Origin of the sequence: Rhodococcus sp. MS13, from assembly GCF_013277835.1 — a bacterium.
Classification (GTDB): domain Bacteria; phylum Actinomycetota; class Actinomycetes; order Mycobacteriales; family Mycobacteriaceae; genus Rhodococcus_F; species Rhodococcus_F erythropolis.
Genome location: NZ_VBTL01000013.1, coordinates 485136 through 503827, shown reverse-complemented (window position 1 = coordinate 503827; position 18692 = coordinate 485136). Strand labels below are relative to the sequence as shown.

General features: G+C 62.4%; 15 protein-coding genes, 2 tRNA genes and 1 pseudogene. 5 read left to right on the top strand and 13 right to left on the bottom strand.

What is annotated here, in order from left to right; genetic code table 11:
- The 3 genes and pseudogenes from FEZ59_RS28085 to leuC all read right to left on the bottom strand — a co-directional run.
- A pseudogene (locus tag FEZ59_RS28085) lies at positions 1-373 on the bottom strand (HU family DNA-binding protein); the annotation flags it as partial.
- 196 nt (positions 374-569) lie between these two features.
- The gene (gene leuD, locus FEZ59_RS28080) at positions 570-1178 is read right to left on the bottom strand and encodes a 3-isopropylmalate dehydratase small subunit (protein WP_019747937.1); all 609 of its coding nucleotides are present in this window, start codon (positions 1176-1178) and stop codon (positions 570-572) included.
- Positions 1179-1206: 28 nt separating this feature from the next.
- The gene (gene leuC, locus FEZ59_RS28075) at positions 1207-2628 is read right to left on the bottom strand and encodes a 3-isopropylmalate dehydratase large subunit (RefSeq protein WP_019747936.1); all 1422 of its coding nucleotides are present in this window, start codon (positions 2626-2628) and stop codon (positions 1207-1209) included.
- A 178-nt stretch (positions 2629-2806) separates the two neighbouring features.
- Here leuC and FEZ59_RS28070 point away from each other — a divergent pair, with 178 nt between their 5' ends.
- The 3 genes from FEZ59_RS28070 to FEZ59_RS28060 all read left to right on the top strand — a co-directional run bounded on the left by FEZ59_RS28070 (position 2807) and on the right by FEZ59_RS28060 (position 4348).
- Entirely contained in the window at positions 2807-3508 is a 702-nt protein-coding gene (locus FEZ59_RS28070; protein WP_007729342.1) for an IclR family transcriptional regulator, read from the top strand.
- Positions 3509-3563: 55 nt separating this feature from the next.
- Positions 3564-4061 (top strand): PPOX class F420-dependent oxidoreductase, encoded by a 498-nt coding sequence (locus FEZ59_RS28065; protein ID WP_021333071.1) that lies wholly within the window; start codon positions 3564-3566, stop codon positions 4059-4061.
- An 89-nt stretch (positions 4062-4150) separates the two neighbouring features.
- A complete protein-coding gene (locus tag FEZ59_RS28060; RefSeq protein WP_007729345.1) occupies positions 4151-4348 on the top strand; it encodes a DUF5302 domain-containing protein in 198 nt (65 codons plus the stop codon).
- 139 nt (positions 4349-4487) lie between these two features.
- Here FEZ59_RS28060 and FEZ59_RS28055 read toward each other — a convergent pair.
- The 10 genes from FEZ59_RS28055 to FEZ59_RS28010 form a co-directional block, all read right to left on the bottom strand.
- Positions 4488-4560: transfer RNA gene (locus FEZ59_RS28055), tRNA-Glu, on the bottom strand.
- Positions 4561-4655: 95 nt separating this feature from the next.
- Positions 4656-4727, bottom strand: a tRNA-Gln gene (locus tag FEZ59_RS28050).
- Between the two features lie 156 nt (positions 4728-4883).
- Positions 4884-6359 carry a glutamate--tRNA ligase gene (gene gltX, locus FEZ59_RS28045; protein ID WP_172933482.1) on the bottom strand — a complete coding sequence of 492 codons (1476 nt, stop codon included), beginning with the start codon at positions 6357-6359 and terminating at the stop codon, positions 4884-4886.
- A 73-nt stretch (positions 6360-6432) separates the two neighbouring features.
- Entirely contained in the window at positions 6433-7593 is a 1161-nt protein-coding gene (locus FEZ59_RS28040; protein WP_020969312.1) for an alkane 1-monooxygenase, read from the bottom strand.
- A 390-nt stretch (positions 7594-7983) separates the two neighbouring features.
- The gene (locus FEZ59_RS28035; protein WP_134998813.1) at positions 7984-8757 is read right to left on the bottom strand and encodes a fumarylacetoacetate hydrolase family protein; all 774 of its coding nucleotides are present in this window, start codon (positions 8755-8757) and stop codon (positions 7984-7986) included.
- Positions 8758-8841: 84 nt separating this feature from the next.
- Positions 8842-9855, bottom strand: a complete 1014-nt coding sequence (locus FEZ59_RS28030) for a 3-isopropylmalate dehydrogenase (protein ID WP_020907259.1) — start codon at positions 9853-9855, stop codon at positions 8842-8844.
- A 74-nt stretch (positions 9856-9929) separates the two neighbouring features.
- Positions 9930-11522, bottom strand: a complete 1593-nt coding sequence (serA, locus tag FEZ59_RS28025) for a phosphoglycerate dehydrogenase (RefSeq protein WP_003944758.1) — start codon at positions 11520-11522, stop codon at positions 9930-9932.
- Between the two features lie 250 nt (positions 11523-11772).
- Positions 11773-12774, bottom strand: a complete 1002-nt coding sequence (gene ilvC, locus FEZ59_RS28020; RefSeq protein ID WP_029255107.1) for a ketol-acid reductoisomerase — start codon at positions 12772-12774, stop codon at positions 11773-11775.
- A gap of 53 nt (positions 12775-12827) precedes the next feature.
- Positions 12828-13331, bottom strand: a complete 504-nt coding sequence (gene ilvN, locus FEZ59_RS28015) for an acetolactate synthase small subunit (protein WP_003944718.1) — start codon at positions 13329-13331, stop codon at positions 12828-12830.
- The gene (locus FEZ59_RS28010; protein WP_019747929.1) at positions 13328-15268 is read right to left on the bottom strand and encodes an acetolactate synthase large subunit; all 1941 of its coding nucleotides are present in this window, start codon (positions 15266-15268) and stop codon (positions 13328-13330) included. Before FEZ59_RS28010 ends, ilvN begins: the two co-directional genes overlap by 4 nt.
- 266 nt (positions 15269-15534) lie before the next feature.
- Between FEZ59_RS28010 and FEZ59_RS28005 the strand changes: the two genes are divergently transcribed.
- Both FEZ59_RS28005 and ilvD read left to right on the top strand, forming a co-directional pair.
- Entirely contained in the window at positions 15535-16056 is a 522-nt protein-coding gene (locus FEZ59_RS28005) for a PH domain-containing protein (RefSeq protein WP_021333074.1), read from the top strand.
- 72 nt (positions 16057-16128) lie between these two features.
- Entirely contained in the window at positions 16129-17970 is a 1842-nt protein-coding gene (gene ilvD / locus FEZ59_RS28000; protein WP_019747927.1) for a dihydroxy-acid dehydratase, read from the top strand.
- Positions 17971-18692: the final 722 nt, after the last annotated feature.

The following is an 18692-nucleotide window of genomic DNA, read 5'->3' as shown; positions in this document are numbered from 1 at the left end:
CGGTCTTGGCCGGAGCCTTCTTTGCCGGAGCCTTCTTGGCTGCGGTCTTCTTGGCAGCAGCCTTCTTGGCTGCAGCCTTCGTGGCCGGTGCTGCTACGCCACGCTTGACTGCCGGGCCGGTGGCCGGAAGCTTCTGTCCACCAGCGATAACAGCCTTGAACTGCGCACCCGGACGGAAAGCCGGAACCGACGTCGGCTTGACCTTGACGGTCTCGCCCGTACGCGGGTTGCGTGCAACACGTGCTGCACGACGACGCTGCTCGAAGACTCCGAAGCCGGTGATGGTCACGCTCTCGCCACGGTGGACGGCGCGGACGATGGTGTCCACGACGTGCTCCACTGCGTCGGTCGCTGTGCGCCTGTCCGAACCCAGCTTTTCAGTCAGAACATCGATGAGCTCTGCCTTGTTCATTGAAATTCCTCCGCTAATTGTGGTCCACCGTCGGACCGACTGAGAACCACGGTAAACCTGATAACGGCAAGAGTCTATGTGCCACGCCAATTCTCATTCAACGTGACTGCGAAATGGTGACCTATTTCTCTTCCCGCGCGGAGTTGCGGATTTCGGTTCAGCCCTGCGAAATTCGGGCTGGAAGGGTAGTCGGTTTCCATGAAGGCCTTGACTTTTCGAACTCGGAAATCGCCTCTACCTGCCGCAATGTCAGTCCGATGTCGTCGAGACCCTCCAGCAGACGCCACCGTGTGTAGTCGTCAATATTGAACGGCACCACCGTAGTTCCGGCGCTCACGGTCCGATTCTCGAGATCTACTGTCAATTCCAGTCCGGGCTGCTCTTCGAGCAACTTCCAGAGCAATTCGACGTCGCTCTGCTCGACTTGTGCCGCTACGAGACCGGCTTTTCCGGCGTTCCCGCGGAAGATGTCGGCGAACCGGGAAGCGATGACGACCCGAAATCCGAAGTCGGAGAGAGCCCACACGGCATGCTCACGCGAAGAGCCCGTGCCGAAATCGGGACCGGCTACGAGGACACTTCCCTTGTCGTACGGAGCCAGATTGAGAATGAAGTTGGGGTCGGTGCGCCAGCCTGCAAACAGCCCGTCCTCGAATCCCGTGCGCGTCACCCGTTTCAGGTACACGGCAGGGATGATCTGATCGGTATCGACATTCGAGCGTCGCAGCGGGACGCCGATACCCTTGTGCGTGGTAAAGGATTCCATCGAAATTCTCCTCGAGATGGTAAGTGGGTCAGACCAGATCGGCCGGTGCCGAGAGCGTTCCGCGGACCGCAGTGGCAGCCGCGACGAGCGGGGAAACCAGATGGGTCCGACCGCCTTTACCCTGTCGGCCTTCGAAATTCCGGTTGGACGTCGATGCCGAACGCTCGCCGGGAGCAAGCTGGTCAGGGTTCATTCCCAAGCACATCGAGCAACCGGCCTGGCGCCATTCGGCCCCTGCCGCCGTGAAGATTTCACCGAGACCTTCACTTTCGGCTTGAGCACGCACCCGCATCGAGCCGGGAACGATGAGCATCCGAACGCCCTCTGCCACATGGCGACCCTCGAGCACCTCGGCCACCGCGCGCAGATCTTCGATGCGTCCGTTGGTGCACGAACCAACGAAGACGGTGTCGACAGCAACATCCCGAAGCGCCATGCCGGCGTCGAGACCCATGTAGGTGAGCGCCTTCTCGGCAGCCTGACGCTCGCTCTCGTCGACGATCAGTTCCGGATCGGGCACTCGGTCACCGAGCGGTGCACCCTGTCCCGGATTGGTTCCCCACGTGACAAAGGGCGTCAATGCGCTTGCGTCGATGTGGACCTCGTTGTCGAATTCGGCGCCCTCGTCGGTCTTGAGCAACTCCCACGCGGCGACGGCTTCGTCCCACTCTGCGCCCGACGGTGCATGCGGACGGCCCTTGATGAACTCGTAAGTGGTCTCGTCCGGTGCGATCATGCCAGCACGGGCTCCGGCCTCGATCGACATGTTGCAGATGGTCATACGAGCTTCCATCGACAGTTTGCGAATGGCCTCGCCGCGGTACTCCAGGACGTAGCCCTGGCCGCCGCCGGTGCCGATCTTGGCGATGACTGCCAGGATCAAGTCCTTGCTCGTGACGCCAGGAGGCAGCTCGCCGTCGACCGTGATCGCCATGGTCTTGAAGGGGCGCAACGACAATGTCTGCGTCGCCATCACGTGCTCGACCTCGCTGGTGCCGATTCCCATTGCGAGCGCACCGAATGCGCCGTGCGTCGACGTATGACTGTCGCCGCACACCACGGTGGTTCCCGGCTGAGTCAGGCCGAGCTGCGGTCCGACCACATGCACGATGCCCTGATCGAGATCGCCCATGCGGTGCAAGCGAACTCCGAATTCTTCGCAATTTCGGCGCAAGGTGTCGACCTGAGTCTTGGACACGGGATCGGCGATCGGCTTGTCGATGTCGATCGTCGGAACGTTGTGGTCCTCGGTGGCGATCGTCAGGTCGGGACGGCGCAACGGGCGTCCGGCCAAGCGAAGTCCGTCGAATGCCTGCGGGCTCGTCACTTCGTGAACGAGGTGGAGATCGATGTAGATGAGGTCGGGATCCTGCCCCTCCCCTTTCACGACAACGTGGTCGTCCCACACCTTCTCGGCGAGAGTGCGTGCTTTCTGTGCCATGTCTTCCACCTCTGTACGTAGCCTCGCGTCGGCGGACTACGGGCTGGCCCGCCGCGCGTGAAGTAGGTCCCCAGCCCTCGCAGCAGATGCAGGCTGCCCCTAGGAAATGCACTAGCCCTTCTGTAAATGCGCTAGTCCACCAGGAAATGCGCTATCATCCCACTATGCGAGAAACTGGTATCGACCTATGAGACAGCATAGCGGCATCGGCGTCCTGGACAAAGCAATGGGCGTTCTTCATGCAGTAGCTGAGGAACCGTGCAGCCTCACCGAACTCTGTGCACGAACCGGTTTGCCGCGCGCGACCGCCCATAGACTCGCCGTCGGTCTCGAAGTCCATCGACTCCTCACACGCGACTCGGATGGTCAGTGGTGCCCAGGGCCCGGACTCGCCGAACTCGCTGCCACCGCTAATGATCCACTCATTGCTGCGGCCGGACTCATCCTCCCCCGCCTTCGCGAAATCACCGGCGAAAGCGTCCAGCTGTACCGCCGGGAAGGCACCCAACGCATCTGCGTTGCGTCGATGGAACCGCCCACGGGCCTTCGCGACACAGTTCTCGTCGGGGCCAGGCTGCCGATGAATGCCGGTTCCGGCGCCAAGGTCCTTCTCGCATGGGCAGATCCACAAACCCAACGGACCGTTCTCGCCGATGCGTCGTTCGGCGAACGAGTGCTCCTCGAGGTTCGCCGGCGCGGCTGGGCACAGAGTGCAGCCGAACGTGAGCCGGGTGTCGCCAGCGTCGCGGCTCCTGTCCGAGACTCGGCAGGCGCTGTCATTGCCGCGATTTCGGTCTCCGGCCCCATCGATCGGATGGGTAGACGACCGGGAGCCCGCTGGGCGGCGGACCTTCTCGCAGCTGCCGAAGCGCTCCACAAGCGTCTGTAATTCGTGACACAGTAAGGCCTTCAGATCCTCGAGCACGTAGGAGTACGACGCGACCATGGCAGGAAAGCAGCGTAGTCAGATCACGATGACCGAGGCCGAAATTTCGAGCTTCGTCGAAAAGAGCCGTACGGCAACGATGGCGACGTTGAGCGCCGACGGAATGCCTCACCTGATCGCGATGTGGTTCGCGATAGTCGACGGCGAAATCTGGTTCGAAACCAAAGCCAAGTCGCAGAAGGCGGTCAATCTTCGCCGGGACACCCGTATGTCCGTCCTGATCGAAGACGGTCTGACGTACGACACGCTGCGAGGAGTCTCGATGGAGGGCACCGGAGTGATCGTCGAGGATCCGGAAGCTCTCTTTGCCGTGGGAATCAGTGTCTGGGAGCGATACACGGGCCCGTACACAGAGGATCTCCGCCCGGCCGTCGACGCGATGCTCCACAAGCGCGTCGCGGTACGGTTCGTTCCCGATCGAACTCGTTCGTGGGATCACCGCAAGCTCGGGATGCCGGCGATGCCTCTTTCCGGTTCTACTGCACCATCGCCGTAGACCCCGAGATTCGTGAAGCGAAATTCACGAGCTTTCGAATTCGGGCCGGCGTAGTTTCACCAACAGGCCCAACAACAAGGAGTGAGCATATGAGCGATCTCGACAGCAACACCCCGTCGGAACCCGAATCCCAATCGGAGGAAACCAAACGAAAGTTCCGTGAAGCCCTCGAACGGAAGAATCATCAGAACGCCAAATCGACCGACCATCGCGACGGACAGTCCAAGGTCCACAACACGCATGGCCCGGCCGATCACAAGCGAGAGTTCCGCCGTAAGAGCGGATAGCCGATCGCGGACAACAGAGTGAGATGACGATCACCCCCAGTCGAATTCGACTGGGGGTGATCGTTTTTCGCATCGCCGGAGACATTTCCGGCACATACGACAAGACCCTCCGATCAATGATCGGAGGGTCTTTCCTTTGTAGCCCCGACGGGATTCGAACCCGCGCTACCGCCTTGAGAGGGCGGCGTCCTAGGCCGCTAGACGACGGGGCCAGGACACGCTTTTAAACGTGGTATTCAGTCTTGCTCTTGGATGCTCAGCAAGCTTAGCTTGTCTGAGTCCGGCCACAAAATCGACCGGATTTCCGCTGGGGTACCAGGACTCGAACCTAGAATGGCGGTACCAGAAACCGCTGTGTTGCCAATTACACCATACCCCAAGGTCTTGCTCACCAGCCTTGCCCGATCCGCTTCGCTGTTGTGCTCGGCGGCTCGTCTCCGGCCGAAAAGAAGATTACCAGTACCCCTGCCCCAAATACCAAATCGTATGGTCACGGGAGGTTTTTGCTTCATTTTCGGCCGGAAGACCGTCCGATCTAGGCGGTTACCGCTGCCCTACCGGCGCGCAACCGAGCAATCGAGACCTCACGACCGAGCAATTCCATCGACTCGTACAGCGGAGGGCTGATGTGAGAGCCGGTGATCGCGACCCGAACCGGAGCGAAGGCCTTACGCGGTTTGAGCTCCAGATCCTCGATGAGGGCCTTCTTGAGTGCTTCCTCGATACTGGCCGCAGTCCACTCCGAGGTTGCCTCGAGTGCCGCAAGAGACGCGTCCAGAACCGGACCAGCGTCTTCCTTCAGGTTCTTTGCCGCCGCGGCCGGATCGAGAGCAAACGACGCCTCGTCGACGAACAGGAACTTCAGCAGATCCCACGCGTCGGACAGGACGACGATGCGAGTCTGCACGAGGTCCGCCGCAACAGTGAACGTGGCTTCATCGACGTCGGCGCTGATGTGGCCGTGCTCCACCAGGAACGACTTCAGGCGGGCCGCGAAGTCGGCCGGCTGGAGCAAGCGAATGTGCTCGGCATTGATCGCGTCGGCCTTTTTCTGGTCGAAGCGGGCAGGGTTGGAGTTGACCTTCGAAACGTCGAAGGCCGCAACCATCTCTTCGAGTGAGAAGACATCGTGATCGTCGGCAATGCTCCACCCGAGCAGAGCCAAGTAGTTCAGCAGTCCCTCGGGAATGAAGCCCCGATCGCGGTGAATGAAGAGGTTGGACTCGGGATCGCGCTTGGAAAGCTTCTTGTTGCCCTGACCCATCACGAAAGGCAGGTGCCCGAACGACGGTGTGAAATCGGCGACACCGATGCGGATCAAAGCCTCGTACAACGCGAGCTGACGCGGGGTCGAGGACAGCAGGTCCTCACCTCGCAGTACGTGAGTGATCTTCATCAACGCGTCGTCGACGGGGTTGACCAGCGTGTACAGCGGAATACCGTTCCCGCGAGTCAACGCGAAGTCCGGAACGGTGCCTGCCTTGAACGTGGTCTCGCCGCGAACCAGGTCGTTCCACGTCAGGTCGTGGTCGGGCATCCGGAGGCGGACGACCGGCTTGCGACCCTCGGCGACGTAGGCAGCGCGCTGCTCGTCGCTGAGGTCGCGATCGAAGTTGTCGTATCCGAGCTTCGGGTCGCGTCCGGCCGCCTTGTGTCGCGCTTCGACCTCTTCATTGGTCGAGTAGGACTCGTAGGCCTCGCCCGCGGCCAGCAACTTGGCAACGACGTCGAGATGCAGGTCGCGACGCTCGGACTGGCGATACGGTGCGTGCGGCCCACCGACCTCCGGGCCCTCGTCCCAATTGAGCCCCAACCAGCGGAGGGCGTCGAGGATGGCCTGGTAGGACTCTTCACTGTCGCGCTGCGCATCGGTGTCTTCGATACGGAACACGAACGTGCCGCCGTGGTGTCGTGCGAATGCCCAGTTGAACAAGGCGGTGCGCACCAAACCTACGTGCGGGGTTCCGGTGGGTGACGGACAGAAACGGACGCGTACTTCGCTGTTGGTCATGGCTCACTTGGCTCGGCGATGATGGATGGTCGTACTACAGGTTAGTCCCGCAGCGCTTCCTCCACCCCGCCGATCACTTACCCGGCAAGACGTTGATACGTGTCATGTCACCGTCGTAGTAGGCGAGTAGTCGCTTGTCCATGACCTTTCGCCACAGCGGCGGCACCCACGCGCACACGATCATGACCGCGTAACCCGCTGGAAGTTGCGGCGCTTCGGCCGCACTGCGCAGGCTCTGGTACCGCAGACGCGGATTCGCGTGATGGTCACTGTGACGCTGAAGTTGATAGAGGAACAGATTGCTGACGACGTGGTCGCTGTTCCAGCTGTCCTCGGGCGAGCAGCGAACGTACGAGCCGTCAGGCCGCTTCGCACGTAGCAAGCCGTAGTGCTCGAGATAGTTGGCGGTCTCGAGGAACGTGAATCCGGCAATCGCCTGAACGGCCAGCCACGGTGCGATTTCCCACCCGAACACCGCGATCAGGCTGCCGAACAGGACAACACTCATCGCCCACGCGTTCAGGATGTTGTTCCGATAGCTCCACGTCCGTCTGCCTTGACGCTGCAGGCGAGCGCTTTCGATCCGCCATCCCGAGCGCAGGCCGCCGATGACACTGCGCGGCAAGAAGAACCAGAAGTTTTCCTTGTATCGCGAACTGGCCGGATCCTCCGGCGTCGCGACACGGACGTGGTGACCATGGTTGTGCTCGACGTAGAAATGGCCGTAGAAGGACTGCGCCAGAGCTACTTTCGCGAGCCACTTCTCGAGCTTCTCGCTCTTGTGCCCCAATTCATGCGCCGCGTTGATCCCCACACCGGCAACCACGCCGGCAGTCATCGCGAGCGCGAACTTCTCCCCCGCCGCCATCGGCGCGTTCACCCAGCACCAGGCGACGAACACGAGACCGACGTATTGGAGGGGCAGGAACAGATACGTGCACCAGCGGTAGAAACGATCCTCTTGCAATTCAGGGATCGCTTCGTCCGGTGGGCTGTTACCGTCCTCGCCCGCCAGTAGATCGATCAGGGGAATGACGATCACGATGAGCCAGGCCCCGATGGCCCAGAAGAGCCCGAGACTGAATTTGTCGACCAGGAACCACGCAGCGAACGGACTGAGGGGCACCAGCAAACCCAGTGGCCACAGGTAGCGCTTCTTGTCTCGCCACACCGGCCGCTGACCGTTCTGCGCTTGCCCTGCCGCTGTCCGGGAGCCTTCCGCGAAGGTCGTCATGTATCACCACGTTTCTGCGCAATCCACTCGATTGCCCCATCGGCTTCTATCCAGTTATCGGCCACCCTACTGCTCCGCGTTACATTTTAGGGAATTTGGTCTGTTACGAGCCGCGGCAGCAAACCGCGGGGCGAACCCTCCCAACCTCACCAAATCAGACATAACGCCAGGAGGATCATGGGTGAAGCTTCGCCTGGCTCATGAAACCCGCAGGTCAGTCCCAGGGCCTGATTACCTCGAACCGGAAGGTAATCCCAATCGACCATCCGGCGTTAGTTACCATCTTGCAACTTTTTTTTGACAGACACCTCTCGACTCACACCACGACGGAGGCCCCATCCGGTGGGGATGGGGCCTCCGTAGTCACATGACGGAACGAACCGGGTCAGATCAATTCTTGGCGGTCACCGGGTTCGTGAGCGTGCCGATCCCCGAGACCGTGACCGACACGGAATCTCCTTCGACGATCGGGCCGACTCCGGCGGGGGTTCCGGTGAGGATGACGTCGCCGGGCAGGAGGGTCATCACCGCCGAGATCCACTCGATGATCTTCGGAATGTCGTGAAGCAGGAAGGCGGTGCTGCTGTCCTGCTTGACCTGACCGTTCACCTCGGTCTTGATGTCGACGTCGGACGCATCGAGGCTGGTTTCGATCCACGGACCGAGCGGGCAGAAGGTGTCGTGGCCCTTCGCGCGCGTCCATTGCCCGTCGTGACGCTGATGATCTCGCGCCGATACGTCGTTGGCGATCGTGTAGCCCAGGACCACGCTCAACGCCTTCGCCGCGGGTACGTCTTTGCAAGGCTGACCGATGACCACCGCGAGTTCACCCTCGAAATGCACCTCGTTGGACGTCGGAGGCAAGACGATCGGGGCGCCCGGGCCGACGATGGACGTATTGGGCTTGAGGAAGATCACGGGATCCGCGGGAGCTTCTCCGCCCATCTCCGCGATGTGATCTGCATAATTCTTGCCGATACAGATCACCTTGCTGGCGAGAATCGGAGCCAGCAGACGAACATCGGCGAGCGGCCAACTTCGGCCGGTAAAGGTGGGGTTCCCGAACGGGTGCTCCGCAATTTCCTTGGCGACGAGGGCATCCTCTTCACCTTCGATACTGACGAACGCAACACCATCGGGACTGGCAATTCGACCAAGACGCATACTGGCCAGTCTATCGGGGTGCCGGAAACGACTGACGCGCGCAAGCCGAAAGGCTTACGCGCGTCAGTCTCGTGAAAGAAATCCTTACAGCGCTGCAGTGATCCGGTCGCCGATCTCCGTCGTGGAGATGGGGCCTTCACCGCGGGTAGCCAGGTCGGCAGCGACCACAGCCTCGACGCGAGCGGCGTCGTCCTCGCGTCCGAGATGGCGAAGAAGTAGTGCGGCCGAGAGGATCGCGGCGGTGGGATCTGCGATTCCCTTGCCGGCGATGTCCGGAGCACTGCCGTGCACGGGCTCGAACATCGACGGGTTGGTACCAGACGCGTCGATGTTTCCACTTGCGGCCAAACCGATTCCACCGGTCACCGCACCGGCCAGGTCGGTGATGATGTCACCGAAGAGGTTGTCCGTCACTATGACGTCGAACCGCGACGGGTCGGTCACCATGTAGATGGTGGCAGCGTCGATGTGGCAGTACGCGGTCTCGACGTCCGGGTACTCGGCCCCGACGGTCTCGATCGCACGCGTCCAGATTGCTCCCGCATTGGAGAGCACGTTGGTCTTGTGGATCAGTGTGAGGTGCTTGGACCGTGTCTGCGCCAACGCGAATGCATAACGAACAACACGCTCGGCGCCGAACCAGGTGTTGATCGACACCTCGGTCGCGATCTCGTGATCAGTGCCGACGCGAATGGCGCCACCGTTTCCGGTGTACGGGCCCTCGGTGCCTTCACGAACCACGACGAAGTCGATCTCCGGCTGGGCCGCCAACGGCGACAGCGCACCCGGGTACAGCTGTGCGGGGCGAAGATTCACGTGATGATCGAGCTGGAAACGCATGTTCAGCAGCAGACCACGCTCGAGGATGCCGGGTGCGACGATCCGCGGGTCACCGATGGCGCCCAACAGGATTGCGTCGTGCTGACGGATCTGGTCCAGCTCGTCCGCCGGGAGCAACTCGCCGGTGGCGTTGTAGCGACGGGCACCGAGATCGTATTCGGTGGTTTCCAGATCCGGAACCAACTTGCCGAGCACCTTGAGTGCTTCGGCTGTGACCTCGACACCGATTCCGTCGCCCGGAATGACCGCAAGCTTCATGGAGTCCTCATCTCAGTAGAACTGTGCGCCTTTATCAACCGCGGGCGGTTAATAAAGGCGCACAGCAAAAACAATCAGGAAAGGTCGACCTGGGCGACGCGAGCGTCGAGCTGCGAGACGATTGCCTCGACCTCGGCGTCTCCGACGACGCGATCGACGCGCAAGATGACCGTTGCGCCTTCGCCTTCGGCATCCTGGCTCAGTGCTGCGGCGAGGATGTCCACGCCCGCGTTACCGAGAACGGTGCCGAGGACACCGAGAACGCCCGGGCGATCGCTGTAGTGAACGACGATGTTGTGACCCTCGGCGCGCAGGTCGAAGCTGCGTCCGTTGATGTTGACGATCTTCTCGACCTGCTGCAGACCGGTGAGTGCGCCCGTGACCGACGTGACCGTGCCGTCCGCGGCAACTGCGCGAACCTCGACCGCGCTGCGGTGAGCAAGAGCCTCGGAGTGCTTCTCGACCGATACGGTCACGCCGCGCTGCTCGGCCAGTGCCGGAGCGTTCACGAATGTGACGGCCTCGTCGCTGCTGGCGGAGAACACGCCGCGCAGTGCAGCCAGGCCGAGGATGTCGACGGTTTCGGCAGACAGCTCGCCGGTGGCGACAACCTGCACGGTCTGCACGGCTTCGGGCGACAACGTCGCAGCGAGGAGACCGAGCTTGCGGACCAGCTCGAGCCACGGAGCAACTTCTTCTCCGACGGGGCCGCCGGAGACGTTGACAGCCTCGGGAACGAATTCGCCCGCCAGAGCGAGGAGAACACTCTTCGCCACGTCGATGCCTGCCCGGTCCTGAGCCTCGGACGTCGATGCTCCGAGGTGCGGGGTGACGACGACGTTGTCGAGCTCGAAGAGCTTGGAATCGGTGCACGGCTCGGTGCTGAACACGTCGAGACCGGCGCCGCGGACCTTGCCGGAGACCAGTGCGTCGTAGAGCGCGTCTTCGTCGATCAGACCACCGCGGGCGGCGTTGACGATGATGACGCCGTCCTTGGCCTTGGCGAGACGCTCGGCGTTGATCAGGCCGGCCGTTTCCTTGGTCTTGGGCAGGTGCACGGAGATGAAGTCGGCGCGCTCGACGAGCTCGTCGATGGTGACCAGTTCGATGCCGAGCTGCGCGGCGCGAGCTGCGGGCAAGTAGGGGTCGTACGCGATGATGGTGGTTTCGAACGCGGCGAGACGCTGCGCGAACAGCTGGCCGATGCGGCCGAGTCCGACAACGCCGACGGTCTTGCCGAGGATCTCGACGCCGTTGAACTTGCTTCGCTTCCAGGTGTTCTCACGCAGGGTCTTGTCTGCTGCGGGAATCTGGCGAGCGGTCGACATGAGCAGAGCAACTGCGTGCTCGGCTGCCGAGTGGATGTTGGAGGTCGGTGCATTGACGACCATCACGCCGCGCTCGGTGGCTGCGGGGATCTCGACGTTGTCCAGGCCGACACCGGCGCGGCCGATGATCTTCAGCTTGGTGCCTGCGGCCAGAACCTCGGCGTCGACGGTGGTGGCGGAACGGACGAGAATCGCGTCGGCCTCGGGTACCGCGGCGAGCAGCGCCGGGCGGTCGGGTCCGTCGACCCAACGCACCTCCACACCGTCACCGAGCGCCTCGACTGTGGACGGCGCGAGCTTGTCGGCGATCAGAACAACGGGACGGCCAGGCTGGCTCACGTGCAAACTCCCTGATTAGGTGGGTGTGAAGGTGGTTTAACCACCGATAGTTTAGTGCGCGCTCACTTCGAATCCACAACGCGGTAGGCGATACCACATAGTGGACACTTTCGCGGGCGAATTCTCGATGGAATATGAATCCGGACTCAGCCGGCCCGGAAAACGACTCCGGCCCAATGCCGCGCTGGTTCAACGTAATTGAACCGGCGCGACATCAGGCCAGTGGAGACGTGGAGCGTGAAACTGCGAATTACGCGGTTTCGGTGATCGGACGATCGACCCAGCTCATCAGGTCGCGCAGCTTCTTGCCGGTGACCTCGATGGGGTGCTCGGCGTTGGCCTTGCGCAGGCCTTCGAGCTCGGTGTTGCCGTTCTCGACGTTGGCAACCAGACGACGGGTGAACTCGCCGGACTGGATGTCGGCCAGGATCGCCTTCATGCGCTCCTTGGTGTCGGCGTCGATGACGCGCGGACCGGAGAGGTATCCACCGAACTCAGCGGTGTCGGACACCGAGTAGTTCATGCGGGCGATGCCACCCTCGTACATGAGGTCGACGATGAGCTTGAGCTCGTGCAGAACCTCGAAGTACGCCATCTCGGGTGCGTAGCCGGCCTCGACCATGACCTCGAAACCGGTCTTGACCAGTTCCTCGGTGCCGCCGCAGAGCACAGCCTGCTCGCCGAAGAGGTCCGTCTCGGTCTCTTCCTTGAACGTGGTCTTGATGACGCCTGCGCGGGTTCCGCCGATGCCCTTGGCGTAGGACAGAGCGAGAGCCTGGCCTTCACCCTTGGGATCCTGGTCGATGGCGATGAGCGCGGGAACGCCCTTGCCGTCGACGAACTGACGACGCACCAGGTGGCCCGGCCCCTTGGGGGCAACCATGCCGACGGTGACGAACTCCGGAGCCTTGATCAGGTCGAAGTGAATGTTCAGGCCGTGACCGAAGAACAGCGCGTCGCCGTCCTTGAGGTTCGGCTCGATGTCGCCCTTGAAAATGCTGGCCTGAGCGGTGTCAGGTGCGAGCACCATGATGACGTCGGCCCACTCGGAAACCTCGGCAGGCGTACCGACTGTCAGGCCCTGCTCCTGCGCCTTTTCGCGGGACTTGGAGCCCTCCTTGAGGCCGATGCGCACATCGACGCCCGAGTCACGCAGGCTCAGCGAATGGGCGTGGCCCTGGCTTCCGTAGCCGATCACAGCAACCTTGCGGCCCTGAATGATCGACAGATCGGCATCGTCGTCGTAGAACATCTCGACTGCCACAGTTCTCAACCTCTCCTTGGATTTTTACGTGTCTAAAAGTACTAGCGGGTGGCCGTGATCGACTTCGGCCCTCGACCGACTGCCACGACCCCGGACTGAACGATCTCCCGGATACCGTACGGATCAAGCATCCGCAGCAGTGCATCCAGCTTGGACCGAGTACCGGTCGCCTCGATGGTGACGGACTCCGGGGAGACGTCGATCACCTTGGCGCGGAACAGGTTCACCGTTTCGATGACCTGCGTGCGCACGCTTGCATCTGCGCGCACCTTGATGAGCACGAGCTCGCGAGCGACGGATGCTTCACCGTCCTGCTCGACGATCTTGATGACGTTGATCAGCTTGTTGAGCTGCTTCGTCACCTGCTCGAGAGGGAACTCGTCGACCGTGACGACGATGGTCATACGTGAGATCTCGGGGATCTCGGTTCCGCCCACCGCAAGGGATTCGATGTTGAATCCGCGGCGGGAGAAAAGTGCGGAGACGCGGGCCAGCACGCCTGGCTTGTCCTCGACGAGAACACTGAGGGTGTGACTGGTGCTCACTTCTGATCCTCCCCTGTGCCCGCGGCGGGTCCGGCTTGCTCGCGTGACATGGCTTCGTGGATGACGGCGGGCTCGGCAACTGCCTCGTCGTCGTCGAACAGCGGCCGGATGCCCCGGGCCGCCATGATTTCGTCGTTGCTCGTTCCGGCAGCGACCATCGGCCACACCTGTGCGTCAGCGGTGACGATGAAGTCGATCACGACAGGCTTGTCGTTGATGGACTGCGCCTCACGGATCGCAGCTTCGACATCTTCTTCGCGCTCGACACGAATTCCGTGGCAGCCCAATGCTTCTGCGAGCTTGACGAAGTCCGGGATGCGGATGGCGCCGTGCGTTCCGAGGTTGGTGTTGGAGTAGCGCTCTTCGTAGAAGAGTGTCTGCCACTGACGCACCATGCCGAGGTTGCCGTTGTTGATGAGGGCAACCTTGATCGGGATACCTTCGAGTGCGCAGGTTGCGAGTTCCTGATTGGTCATCTGGAAGCAGCCGTCGCCGTCGATCGCCCACACCTCGGTGTCGGGCATGCCCATCTTGGCACCCATGGCTGCGGGAACCGCGTACCCCATGGTGCCGAGCCCGCCCGAGTTGAGCCACGTGCGCGGCTTCTCGTAACCGACGAACTGCGCGGCCCACATCTGGTGCTGGCCGACGCCGGCGCAGTAGATGGCATCCGGTCCGGCGAGCTTGCCGACGGTCTGGATGACGTACTCCGGGCTCAGCTGACCGTCGGTGGGACGGTCGTAGCTCAGCGGGTAGGTACGACGGATGTCGTTCAGGTACGCCCACCATTCCGAGAGTTCGAACGTGGTGCCCGTGGCCATGTCGGCACGGATAGCCTCGATGAGTTCGGTGATGACCTCTTTGCAGTCGCCCACGATCGGGACGTCGGCGTAACGGTTCTTGCCGATCTCGGCCGGATCGATGTCGGCGTGGATGACCTTGGCGTCGGGCGCGAAGGAATTCAGCTGACCGGTGACGCGGTCGTCGAAACGCGCGCCGAGGGTGATCAGAAGATCGCTGCGCTGCAGAGCGGCGACTGCGGCAACGGTGCCGTGCATTCCCGGCATACCGCAGTTGAGGTCGTGGCTGTCCGGGAACGCGCCGCGGGCCATCAGCGTGGTGACGACGGGGATACCGGTCAGCTCTGCCAATTCGAGCAGCTCCGGCGAGGAGTCCGACTTGATGACGCCGCCACCGACGTACAGAACCGGCGACTTGGCGTCGGCGATCAGACGTGCAGCTTCACGAACCTGCTTGCCGTGCGGCTTGGTGACCGGGCGGTAGCCCGGCAGACGCATCTCCGGCGGCCACGAGAACGTGGTCTGCGACTGCAGGATGTCCTTGGGGATATCGACCAGGACGGCGCCGGGGCGACCGCTGGCCGCGAGGTAGAAGGCTTCGGCCATGATGCGCGGGATGTCGATCGCGTCGGTGATCAGGAAGTTGTGCTTGGTGACCGGCATCGTGATGCCTGAGATGTCGGCTTCCTGGAAGCCGTCGGTACCGATCAGCGAGCGCGCCACCTGTCCGGTGATCGCGACGATCGGAACGGAGTCCATCTGCGCGTCGGCCAGTGGCGTGACCAGGTTGGTCGCACCGGGACCCGAGGTAGCCATGCAGACGCCGACCTTGCCGGTCGCCTGGGCGTAACCGGTGGCAGCGTGGCCTGCACCCTGCTCGTGGCGCACGAGCACGTGGCGGACCTTGACCGAATCGAAGAGTGGGTCGTAAACCGGGAGCACGGCACCGCCGGGAATGCCGAATACCGTGTCGACCTCGAGCTCTTCGAGGGCTCGAACCACAGACTGCGCGCCGGTTACCCGCTCAGGCGGGAGCTGGCGACGGTTGGCCGTCTGGGTTGCGGCAGCCGCGGTTGTCGGGCTCGGTGTCCCTGACTTGCGCGGCGTGGGTTGAGGCCGTGCTGTTGGTGCGCTCACTGGGAAATCCTCTGATTCTGGCTCCGGGCAACAAAAAACCCCCGTCAGCATCTGCTGAGCGAGGGTGGCGCGTCGTTATCTGGTGAGTTGAAAAATCGACTCAGGCGACGACGCGCCGGCCGATTACGAGCAACTCATTCTGTTTCACGCACTCGACAGTAGAGGCGCTAGTCGCGAACGGCAAACTTGGTGAGTCGACCGTCCCAGAATCTGAGATACATCGGCTGCAATGCGAAGATGTAGAGGTGTCAACTTCGCAGCAGCCCGTGCCACCGGCTCAATCATCCCACACGCCGAAACCACTTCGGCACGTCATCCGCATTTCGCAGCTCGCTTACATGGCGTGCGCGTTCCTCCTGTTCGCGGTCAGCTTCCCGATCTTCGGGTGGCCCGTCGCCTTCAGCTGGTTGCTGATCCTTCCGATCATCGCCGTGTATCTCGTCGCGCGACTGCGCACCACCGTCAGCCCTGACGGCCTCGAGGTCCGCTCGACGTTCTCCAAGCGCACCCTCGCCTGGGACGATGTCAAGGGTTTCCGCTTCCCGAAGCGCAGCTGGGCGCGCGCGGAACTCACCGACGGAACCGAGGTGACCCTGCCTGCGGTCAGCTTCGTCAGGCTTCCCGAGATCGCGATCGCCAGCGGCGGCCGCATCACTGATCCCTATGCATCGGCGGCAGAAGCCTTCGCCGCCAAGGAAGCCGAAGAGGAAGAAGCAGCTGCAGAAGCAGAAGCAGAATCCGAGGTCGCCGAGAACTCACAGGACCAGCCCGAAGAGAAGCGCCCGTAGCACGCGAGTAGCGTTGAAAGGCCCTCGCTTCTATTTGAGTGGACCAGCAACGATCACATAAGGAACACGCCCATGCCCCCGTTGAGGTCACGCACCACCACCATCGGACGTAATGCTGCCGGAGCCCGATCCCTGTGGCGCGCCACAGGAATGACGGATTCCGACTTCGGAAAGCCGATCGTCGCCGTAGCGAACTCGTACACCCAGTTCGTACCCGGCCACGTGCATCTCAAGAACGTGGGCGAGATCGTTGCCGAGGCCATCAGTGCGGCCGGCGGCGTCGCTCGTGAGTTCCACACCATCGCAGTCGACGACGGCATCGCAATGGGCCACGGCGGCATGCTCTACTCGCTCCCGAGCCGCGAGATCATCGCCGATTCGGTCGAGTACATGGCAAACGCCCACACGGCCGACGCACTGGTGTGTATCTCCAACTGCGACAAGATCACTCCCGGCATGCTCAACGCCGCGATGCGTCTGAACATCCCGACCGTGTTCGTCTCCGGCGGTCCGATGGAAGCAGGCAAGGCAGTGGTCGTCGGCGGCGTGGCCCAAGCCCCCACCGATCTCATCACGGCGATCTCGGCCTCTGCCAACGATGCCGTGTCCGACGAAGGCCTCGACGAGGTCGAGCGCAGCGCGTGCCCGACGTGCGGCTCGTGCTCGGGCATGTTCACCGCCAACTCCATGAACTGCCTGACCGAAGCCCTCGGCCTCGCATTGCCGGGCAACGGCTCCACGCTGGCAACTCACAAGGCTCGTCACGCACTCTTCTCTCGTGCGGGCACCACCGTGGTCGAGGCTGCCCTCAAGTACTACCGCGACGGCGACGAGTCGGTGCTGCCGCGCAACATCGCGACCCCGGCAGCGTTCCGCAACGCGATGGCTCTCGACGTCGCCATGGGCGGTTCCACCAACACCGTCCTGCACACGCTGGCTGCGGCTCAGGAAGGCGAGGTCGACTTCGACCTCGACACCATCGACGCGATCAGCCGCAAGGTGCCGTGCCTGTCCAAGGTCTCCCCCAACTCGGACTACCACATGGAGGACGTCCACCGCGCCGGCGGAATCCCCGCGCTGCTCGGTGAGCTTCGCCGCGGCGGACTCCTCGAAACCGACGTGTCCACCGTGCACACCAAGAGCTTCGACCAGTGGCTCGACGACTGGGACATCCGCTCCGGCAAGGCAACCGACGAGGCAATCGAGCTTTTCCACGCGGCTCCCGGCGGCGTGCGCACCATCGAACCGTTCTCCACGGACAACCGTTGGTCTGCTCTCGACACCGATGCGGCCGGCGGCTGCATCCGCGACGTCGAGAACGCCTACACCGTCGAAGGCGGCTTGGTTGTCCTGCGCGGCAACATCGCACTCGACGGCGCAATCCTCAAGACTGCCGGCATCGACGAGGAACTGTTCTCCTTCCAGGGCCCGGCGCTGGTCGTCGAATCTCAGGAAGAAGCCGTCTCGGTCATCTTGCAGAAGAAGATCAAGGCCGGCGACGTTCTCGTCGTGCGTTACGAAGGCCCCAAGGGTGGCCCCGGTATGCAGGAAATGCTGCACCCCACTGCCTTCCTCAAGGGCGCAGGCCTCGGCAAGGAATGCGCACTGATCACCGACGGTCGTTTCTCGGGCGGAACCTCCGGACTGTCCATCGGTCACATCTCCCCCGAGGCTGCCGCAGGCGGAGTCATCGGACTCGTCCAGAACGGCGATCAGGTCCGCATCGACGTCGCCTCGCGCACGCTCGAGATCCTGGTCGACGACGACGTCCTCGCCGAGCGACGCGCGAAGATGGAGGCCTCCGAGCGCCCGTGGCAGCCGGTGGATCGTCAGCGCACCGTGACGACAGCCCTACGCGCCTACGCCGCTCTGGCAACGTCCGCCGACAAGGGAGCGGTTCGCTACGTTCCGTAAGTTCTGCCACGAACGGACAAAAGATCCCCGGCCGCTTTTCGGCCGGGGATCTTTTCTGTCAGCGTGCGAGATGAATCGGGATCAGATTCGCGCCAGTTCCTCCGGAAAATCTTCCTCCGGTGTTGTACGAGCATGCACCACAAACCAATCCGATCATCCCGTCGGTTTGGTACGCATCGTCGGCAGCACCTTCGACAACCACGCCGACACGTAGGACATGCGCATGGCGACCTGAGCCGGCGCAGCGTCCAGGGACTTCTTTCACACGAGAACGGATGAAAGGTCAGCGCCCATACGGAATTCCGCGACATCGCACATCCGGTCGAGTTCGGAAGCGTCGAGAGACGTCGGAGTACCACCACCGAACGCCACTGCGTCGTAGTGGGTTCAGTGGCCTGTCAGCCGTCTTGCGCGGATACACATATACATAATTCTGGTACGGACGTACCGCAACTGTGAGACTCATCGACCACAAGACCGACCGAAAGGTACCGAATAGTCGGCCGACACGCGGAACACGAACGGAACGATATGAGCTATCAGACATTTCAGACTGAATCGCGCGTCCGGCTCGTGAGCGAATTCACTTGGACGTAGGGTTCCAGACACCAGCTGATCAATTCAGATACATGAGGGGGGATGACTTCCAGTCAGGTGATCATTTCGGTCAGTTCGAGCGAGCTGACTTGCACACGGCGCTCACCAGTGGTTCCCTCATCAGG

Excerpts from the sequence above, each read along its gene's own strand:
- FEZ59_RS28040 (WP_020969312.1), bottom strand. The coding sequence starts at position 7,593 with ATGACGACCTTCGCGGAAGGCTCCCGGACAGCGGCAGGGCAAGCGCAG.
- ilvD (WP_019747927.1), top strand. The coding sequence starts at position 16,129 with ATGCCCCCGTTGAGGTCACGCACCACCACCATCGGACGTAATGCTGCC.
- FEZ59_RS28060 (WP_007729345.1), top strand. The coding sequence starts at position 4,151 with ATGAGCGATCTCGACAGCAACACCCCGTCGGAACCCGAATCCCAATCG.
- FEZ59_RS28030 (WP_020907259.1), bottom strand. The coding sequence starts at position 9,855 with ATGAAGCTTGCGGTCATTCCGGGCGACGGAATCGGTGTCGAGGTCACA.
- gltX (WP_172933482.1), bottom strand. The coding sequence starts at position 6,359 with ATGACCAACAGCGAAGTACGCGTCCGTTTCTGTCCGTCACCCACCGGA.
- FEZ59_RS28035 (WP_134998813.1), bottom strand. The coding sequence starts at position 8,757 with ATGCGTCTTGGTCGAATTGCCAGTCCCGATGGTGTTGCGTTCGTCAGT.
- leuD (WP_019747937.1), bottom strand. The coding sequence starts at position 1,178 with ATGGAATCCTTTACCACGCACAAGGGTATCGGCGTCCCGCTGCGACGC.
- FEZ59_RS28070 (WP_007729342.1), top strand. The coding sequence starts at position 2,807 with ATGAGACAGCATAGCGGCATCGGCGTCCTGGACAAAGCAATGGGCGTT.
- FEZ59_RS28065 (WP_021333071.1), top strand. The coding sequence starts at position 3,564 with ATGGCAGGAAAGCAGCGTAGTCAGATCACGATGACCGAGGCCGAAATT.
- ilvC (WP_029255107.1), bottom strand. The coding sequence starts at position 12,774 with ATGTTCTACGACGACGATGCCGATCTGTCGATCATTCAGGGCCGCAAG.